General features: G+C 59.1%; 6 protein-coding genes and 4 pseudogenes. 2 read left to right on the forward strand and 8 right to left on the reverse strand.

The genetic code is table 11. From position 1 onward, the window contains the following. Window positions 1–29 precede the first annotated feature (29 nt). Both GCT19_RS36640 and GCT19_RS43015 read right to left on the reverse strand, forming a co-directional pair. Entirely contained in the window at window positions 30–596 is a 567-nt protein-coding gene (locus tag GCT19_RS36640; protein ID WP_193727492.1) for a GNAT family N-acetyltransferase, read from the reverse strand. Window positions 597–833: 237 nt separating this feature from the next. Further along, the gene (locus GCT19_RS43015; RefSeq protein ID WP_193727493.1) at window positions 834–1,007 is read right to left on the reverse strand and encodes a hypothetical protein; all 174 of its coding nucleotides are present in this window, start codon (window positions 1,005–1,007) and stop codon (window positions 834–836) included. A gap of 11 nt (window positions 1,008–1,018) precedes the next feature. Here GCT19_RS43015 and GCT19_RS43020 point away from each other — a divergent pair, with 11 nt between their 5' ends. Next, on the forward strand, window positions 1,019–1,189 hold the full coding sequence (locus tag GCT19_RS43020; protein ID WP_193727494.1) for a hypothetical protein: 171 nt from the start codon (window positions 1,019–1,021) through the stop codon (window positions 1,187–1,189). A 625-nt stretch (window positions 1,190–1,814) separates the two neighbouring features. Here the strand turns inward: GCT19_RS43020 and GCT19_RS44885 are convergent. The 6 genes and pseudogenes from GCT19_RS44885 to GCT19_RS36675 form a co-directional block, all read right to left on the reverse strand. Next, window positions 1,815–2,006, reverse strand: a pseudogene (locus tag GCT19_RS44885) (IS21-like element helper ATPase IstB); the annotation flags it as partial. After that, a pseudogene (locus GCT19_RS36650) lies at window positions 2,003–2,969 on the reverse strand (Mu transposase domain-containing protein); the annotation flags it as partial. The pseudogenes GCT19_RS44885 and GCT19_RS36650, both read right to left, overlap by 4 nt. Window positions 2,970–3,019: 50 nt before the next feature. Next, window positions 3,020–3,700, reverse strand: a pseudogene (locus GCT19_RS36655) (IS6 family transposase). Window positions 3,701–3,765: 65 nt separating this feature from the next. Further along, window positions 3,766–3,873: pseudogene (locus tag GCT19_RS36660) on the reverse strand (IS6 family transposase); the annotation flags it as partial. Between the two features lie 434 nt (window positions 3,874–4,307). After that, a complete protein-coding gene (locus GCT19_RS36670) occupies window positions 4,308–5,048 on the reverse strand; it encodes an SDR family NAD(P)-dependent oxidoreductase (protein ID WP_152854648.1) in 741 nt (246 codons plus the stop codon). 283 nt (window positions 5,049–5,331) lie between these two features. Further along, window positions 5,332–5,679 carry a hypothetical protein gene (locus GCT19_RS36675; protein ID WP_152854649.1) on the reverse strand — a complete coding sequence of 116 codons (348 nt, stop codon included), beginning with the start codon at window positions 5,677–5,679 and terminating at the stop codon, window positions 5,332–5,334. 242 nt (window positions 5,680–5,921) lie between these two features. On the opposite strand from GCT19_RS36675, the gene GCT19_RS36680 reads away from it, so the two are divergent. Then, the coding region (locus GCT19_RS36680; protein ID WP_152854650.1) for an IS6 family transposase at window positions 5,922–6,313 on the forward strand (392 nt) is incomplete at its 3' end.

Below are 6,313 nucleotides of genomic sequence, written 5' to 3' on the forward strand. Positions count from 1 at the left end.
CGAAGCGCCGTCGATGCACCCGCCTGGTTTCACTGACCGGCCTCGGCTGCCACGGGCCGCGTCAGGGCATACAAATAGCTGTCGCCCGCAACAAGTCCGCGGTTGGGACGTGCTTCGTAATTCACCATCGTCCCCTCACGGCAAAAACCGAGCCGCTCCATGCTGCTGTGCGCGCGGCCATCCACCGCGCAGCATGCGGACACCCGATACACCCCGGGCTGCGCAATCAGCCAGTCGAGAATGATCCGCAGGGCAAGGATGCCGGTGCGACGCTTGCGGCTGCCGCCTTGCCGGCTGATCATCACGCCCAGTTCGACTTGCGGCAACCGGGGCGTGAGTTCCACGATGGCTGTCAGCGCGCCGTCGTCCTCGTCGAAGAGGCCGTAGCGGTATCGCAAGCCGTATTGCCAGCCCGTCATGGATTCCGTGATGTATTCGTGCGTGGCCCAAGCGTCGGTATGCCTCGGGGTCACGAGATCGAGCATGGTTTCGTGGTCGCTGAACATCTGTTCGAAAAGCGTCGGACAATCGTCTGGCGTGAGCGGCCTGGCAATCAGGCCGTGCGCGCTCATGGTTTCGAACGGCTTGAACACCATGGAAACCTCCTGTTGGTATCGGCGCGGCATGAGGTCTGCAACATCGATTCCGTTGCACATGTGGTACTGCATCCGCGAGCACGAGACTTGCCGGCGAAGCCGATACCGCATGCAACCCGACCAGCACCGCTGGATGCCGGAGCGCCGGCCAGCGGCGCGAGAAAGAGGGCGCCGACAGGGGGCGCTGGCATGCTGCCTCGCAACAGGCGGCAGGCGCGTGGCGTAGCAAACAGTCGGTTACTTTGCCGCTGACTTGAGCGAGTCAGACAGGCCGTTGCTGAACTGCGCTGCAGAGTTCGTGATGCTGTTCTGCAGGTTCAACTGCTGCTCGACCTGCTGGAACTTCATCGCTTCGATTTGCTGTATTTGCATCTGCATTTCCATTGCCGCCATTTGTGCACCGATTGCCATAGGATCCTCCGATGAGAAAAGTTGGTTGGCTGTTTGACGAGTTGACCGGGCACGGTGAAGAAGCGCCGACAACAGTAATGATCATAGGCATCCGTCAAAATGCGCCCATGCCGGACGCGAAGGTGGCGCGCCGCGTGCGAAGCACGGTATCGGCACGCGAGGACGGCTCCTTAAACCCTTAAACGCCAACGCGCATCGCTCGATGGAACTGCGAAGCGTGCGTTCTTCTTCGCTCGTGACGAAACATCTTCGCCTTTGCGGGCGTTGCGCCCGTGGCGCATGGTAGCGTCGTCAGACCGGGCTTCACTGCTTTCAAACTCCAGGTGCGCGCTGCTTGCACGCTGGACCGTCCACGCTTTAAGGAGCACACATGCCACTTCCTGGTGACTATCATATTGGCCCCGCTGCACCTGTTGACGCCGACGCCGCCGTGCACGAGCCAGAATCCCCGGTCCGGCGACCCTTCGGCGCCCCCACGGCAAGTCAAAACGCTGGAGTGCTCGACGGCCTGAAGGCGGGTGGACCGTCGCGGCGTGCGCGGTCCGCCAGCCGTCAGCCGCCTCCCGCACACTCGCCTTCCGGCATGCCGGAAGGTCCGCCGCAAATGTCGCCTCAGGATGTCCAGTCGTACAACAATCAGATGTCGCAGCTATTCCAGATGGCGCTGAATGTGTCGCAAAACAGCCGTCAGCTTCTACAAAAGGCTATGGACGGCGAAAGTCAGCTTGCCGCATCGGAAGCCGCGGGAATGGAGCGCGCCGCCCGCTGATTGTGCGGGGCTCGCGAACCGGTAGTGGTGCAATTTGGATGCGCTGGTCTGCGCCGCTTGGCCCGCTCGGCCAGTTCGTGTTCGAGCAGTGCGCCGATCAGCCGCGTGGCCTGCCAGCCCTCCTTGTCGGAGCGCTCCGCAAACTCGGGCCACAGGCGGGCGATGGTCGGCAGGCGCAGCTCGTTGAGCATCAAGGCAAGACGGCCAGCATCGTAAGCAGGCGTGTTCATGCGACCTCCTTACCCAGCAGATCGTCATAGCTGCTTACGGGGGGGCTCTCGACATTGACGATGGGGCAATCGGCGAGACGAGGCGCGAACTCCTCGCGTAGAGCCTGCAGATCAGGCAGCTTGCCGTCAACCAGCAACGCGTTCAGGCGCGCGGCCAGCACGGCCTCGACGCCATCGAGCGCGGCGAGTTCAAGCAATCCAACGATGATTTTGCATGCCTCGCGCTGCGTCAGCCTCGCCTCCAGCTGTTCCCACGTCCGGCGATACGCCTCACGCGGGAAACAGCTCGTCTCGAAACGCAAGCCCCTTGAAGGCCTGTGGCTTGCGTTTGAGGCTCTCGATAAAGTGTCGGTAATCCAGCGCGCGGCGGTTGTCGCCGGCACGCGAGCCGCGCGAGGTGCTATGCACCAGCGCGCCCGACAGATAACAGTCGAGCCTGTCACCATACACGCGCACCTTCAGGCGATGCCCGATCAGGCGCGACGGCGCACTGTACAGAATGCCGCGTACGGTGAAGGTGCTGCAGCGTGTAACGCGCGCTTCTTCCTCGACGAAGTCGGTCGTGCGCCTTAACGGGAGATCCATGAGCAGTTCGCGCTCAAGGCGGAACGCTGCTGCGTTACGCCGGTTGCGACGCATGACGACCTCGCGCAGAAACTCATCGTAGGCCGCACGATCGACGAAGTCCCGGTGACCGCGCAACATCAACGCCTGGTCGACAGCTTCCTTCAGATAGCGATGTGATGACTCAACGCTACCGTTCTCGTGACCTAGGCCGCGATTGTTGCGTGTCCCGGTCATGCCATAGTGCTCGAGCAGCGCCGCATAGCGCACCGTGAAGTCGTCTTCATCCGCGAGGTTTCTGAACGCCGCCGACAGACTGTCGGTGCGATGCTCGCGCGGACATCCCCCGGCCTGCCATAGCGCATTTTGCAATCCCATGGACAGTGCTTCGAAGGGTTCTGTCGCAGTAAGAGCGAGAGGTCAGCCAAGTCCGATGTGGTATGGACTCCCTATCCAGCCAGTGAATAGAATTGCTGCGCGGGAGTTTGTCCAACGCCGCCGTCGTTCAATTGCCCCTTGACGATCATGTGCATGATTTCGATGCCCCCAAGAGAATGCGGGCGCAACGAAATTTCTTGAACCCGAGCATCTGGCGGGTCCGGCGCTTGATCGCGCGGTGGTCCTGCTCGACGATGTTATTCAGATACGGCAGATTCCGCCTGGCGTTGATCGCCTGCAAGGCAGCCAGATTCGATCCGCTCTTATCGAGCGTCACGGTCTCGGGCGCGCCATTCTGGTCGATTGCCTTTTCGAAATAGGCCCGGGCCGCAGCCTTGTCCCGTCGGGCTCGCAGCAGAAAATCAACGGTGTTGCCTGCCTTGTCGACAGCCCGGTAGAGATACCGCCACTCACCCCTGATTCGAATGTAGGTCTCGTCCATCCTCCAGCTCCTGCCGACTGTCCGTTTGCACCGTCGAAACGCCTTCTCCAGGACCGGCAACAGTTTGAGTGCCCAACGATGAACCGTCGAATGATCGACCGCGATCCCGCGCTCGGCCATCATCTGTTCGAGATGACGCGGGCTCAGCGGATAGGCCACGTAACCACCGAACGCACAGCAACATCGCGTCCAGCGGGTAATGCAACCGTTTGAGTACTTTTGCCACACCGGGACAAAGCTTCTCGGTCATCGATCAAGTCACCCATTACTGTAAGGCCCGTCAGCATAGCAGACTGCCTTATTGCGACAGATCCCATACCGGCGCACGCACATCAGCATGACATCGAGCGGATAGTGCAGTCGCTTCAGAACCTTCGCAATTCCTAGGGTAAGGGTCGTTCGTGGTGTCGGTGCCTTCTTCATCATCGGGTCAGTACCGGTTCGCCAGACACGCATTCTAGCGTCCCCGCACTAATGCGACAGAACCAAGGTTTTTTGAACTGGCCTCTTACTCTGTTTTCGATCGGCAGCATGGTCCATTGACACCCCATATAGAGCCCCTTCATGACGTAGTTGAACATCTTCTGTAACCGCAACGTCGGCGGCGGCCCGCGCCGGCCCACGCTCAGATGTAGCGAGATAAATTGCTCGAACTGCTCGACGGTCAATTTCGTGGGAAACGCCTACCGGCCTTGGTTTGCAGCCATTCTTGGATCCGCAAAGCCTTGACTTGAACTGCTCCGGCCTCGCCAACCGCGCAAGCCACTCCCGGTGAGTTCGCAGATGAAAACACGCAATCAGTGACCTTCATCGATTCATTTTACTGCCACATCTCCAGCAACCTGCCAGTGCGCGGATTAGACGTGCTGCCCACCATTAATGTGAATCTCGGCACCGTTAATGTAGGATGAAGCCGGTTCCGAAAGGAAGTAGATTGTTTCAGCGACTTCTCGCGGGTCGCCAAGGCGGTGGAGCGGAATAGACTTACGAACGATCTCTTCCGTGCCCGGCGACAGGAGCGACGTATCGATTTCACCGGGTGCGATCGCGTTCACACGTACGCCATGCGCTCCCAATTCATGCGCCATCTCTCGCGTCAACGCTGCAAGCGCAGCTTTCGACGCGGCGTAAGCCGTGCCGGCGAATGGATGGACATTCACACCGGCGATGGATGTTACATTCATGATGACACCCTTCGCCTCGACCAGCTCAGGAAAAAGCGACCGTGCAAGCAGCGCGCTCGAGACGAGATTGACGTTGAGCACCGTCTTCCACGTGTGGATATCAGTTGTGAGCACGCCGAGTCGCGAGTGGTTCTCCCCCTTCGGAGAAATACCTGCATTGTTGACCAGCGCATGCAGTTTCCCATCGGGAAGTCGGTTTCTCGCTTCTTCTGCGACCTTTTCGATGGAATCGAGATCAGCTAGGTCGGCCTTGATGTGGGATCCCCTCGCAGCTGGCCATTTGCATTCCTCAGAAAATGGCTGGCGCGATACCGTAAGCACCCTCCAATTCCGCTCCTGAAATAGTTTCACCGTGGCGTGACCAATGCCCCGGCTCGCGCCGGTAAGCAGCATGCAACGGGTCGAATTATGCATGTTTTTTACCCAAGTGGTTGCGGGTTTCGGGGGCTTTCTCCAGTTGTCCATTGAAGGGGCAAATGAAGCATGAAGGCCCCGCATGGCAAGACGCGCCCCGCGAAGTAATGGCTCGAGGGGTTCTGTCGCGCTAAGGCCCGGGGATAGAACTTGCTTACAATCTTGATATGCGATTCAGCAGCGCCGATGTCACATCTGCGGGAAGATGTCGTCAAGTGTCCCCCATAGCCAACCGCGAGCACCATGCCCAGGCGATCATGAGCGCGCGCGGACGCACGATCGATCAGTCCGATGTCCGGATCCGTATTTCTTCCAGAGAGTCGAATAGCAATTGTTGCGCTTCTTCCTTCGATTCGACGCCAAGCATCACTGCACCGAACGAGCCGTCATTGTGAAACATCAGTACGTGCGCCTTGGCCGTTTTGCCCTTGTTAAAGCGATCCACAAGCTTTCTGTAACCCCTCAGTGCTGATCCCGACGAAAACAACGTCTCATCCGGGCGCCAGTTGTCGATATGTCCACCCCACCAGTATGTGTCGGCGTGGCCAATAAGCGCGACTACCACACGACGATTCGCCGGCACCAGCCCAGCATGTAGAATCGCCTCTTCCAATGGGAGCGTTACCCGCATTGCTTTCATCCGGCTAGAAAAGTTTAGAGGGCCGAGGGCTCCGATCGCAGCGACCGATGCGGGCAACCGACCACCAATGACACCGTTGATGATGTCGTCATATCTTGCCGCCGATGCAAGGCAACCCGAAGCATTGCACAACAATGCGAATTGTCGTCATTGAGGTAAGTTGAAAAGGTTGTGGTGCAAATAGCGCTCAAGGATCGGTTAGAGTGTCGCCCTGACCGATTTGAGAAGCCGCGATGAACAAGCTGAAGAATCTGGACGGACTATTCGCCGGCCGTCATTTTGACCGTGAGGTGATCATTCTTTGTGTGCGCTGGTATCTGCGCTACAAACTCAGCCTGCGCGATCTCGTCGAGATGATGGCTGAGCGAGGGTTGTCGCTGGCTCCCACGACGATTCTGCGTTGGGTGCGCCGCTATACGCCCGAGTTCGTCAAGGGCTGGAACCATTTTGCCACGTCTGCGGGACGGTCGTGGAGGGTTGACGAGACGTACCTGAAGATCCGGGGCAAATGGGTTTATCTATATCGGGCGGTGGATCGGGACGGCCAGACGGTAGACTTCATGCTCAGGGCAAAGCGCGATGTGGCCGCGGCAAAAGCCTTTTTCGGCAAGGCGGTCAAACATCA

Origin of the sequence: Paraburkholderia atlantica (assembly GCF_009362785.1) — a bacterium.
In the GTDB taxonomy this organism is placed as follows: domain Bacteria; phylum Pseudomonadota; class Gammaproteobacteria; order Burkholderiales; family Burkholderiaceae; genus Paraburkholderia; species Paraburkholderia atlantica.

What these genes read in the sequence shown, in the direction of transcription:
- GCT19_RS36640 (WP_193727492.1), bottom strand. Translation starts at nt 596, where the DNA reads ATGGTGTTCAAGCCGTTCGAAACCATGAGCGCGCACGGCCTGATTGCC.
- GCT19_RS43015 (WP_193727493.1), bottom strand. Translation starts at nt 1,007, where the DNA reads ATGGCAATCGGTGCACAAATGGCGGCAATGGAAATGCAGATGCAAATA.
- GCT19_RS43020 (WP_193727494.1), top strand. Translation starts at nt 1,019, where the DNA reads ATGAGAAAAGTTGGTTGGCTGTTTGACGAGTTGACCGGGCACGGTGAA.
- GCT19_RS36670 (WP_152854648.1), bottom strand. Translation starts at nt 5,048, where the DNA reads ATGCATAATTCGACCCGTTGCATGCTGCTTACCGGCGCGAGCCGGGGC.
- GCT19_RS36675 (WP_152854649.1), bottom strand. Translation starts at nt 5,679, where the DNA reads ATGCGGGTAACGCTCCCATTGGAAGAGGCGATTCTACATGCTGGGCTG.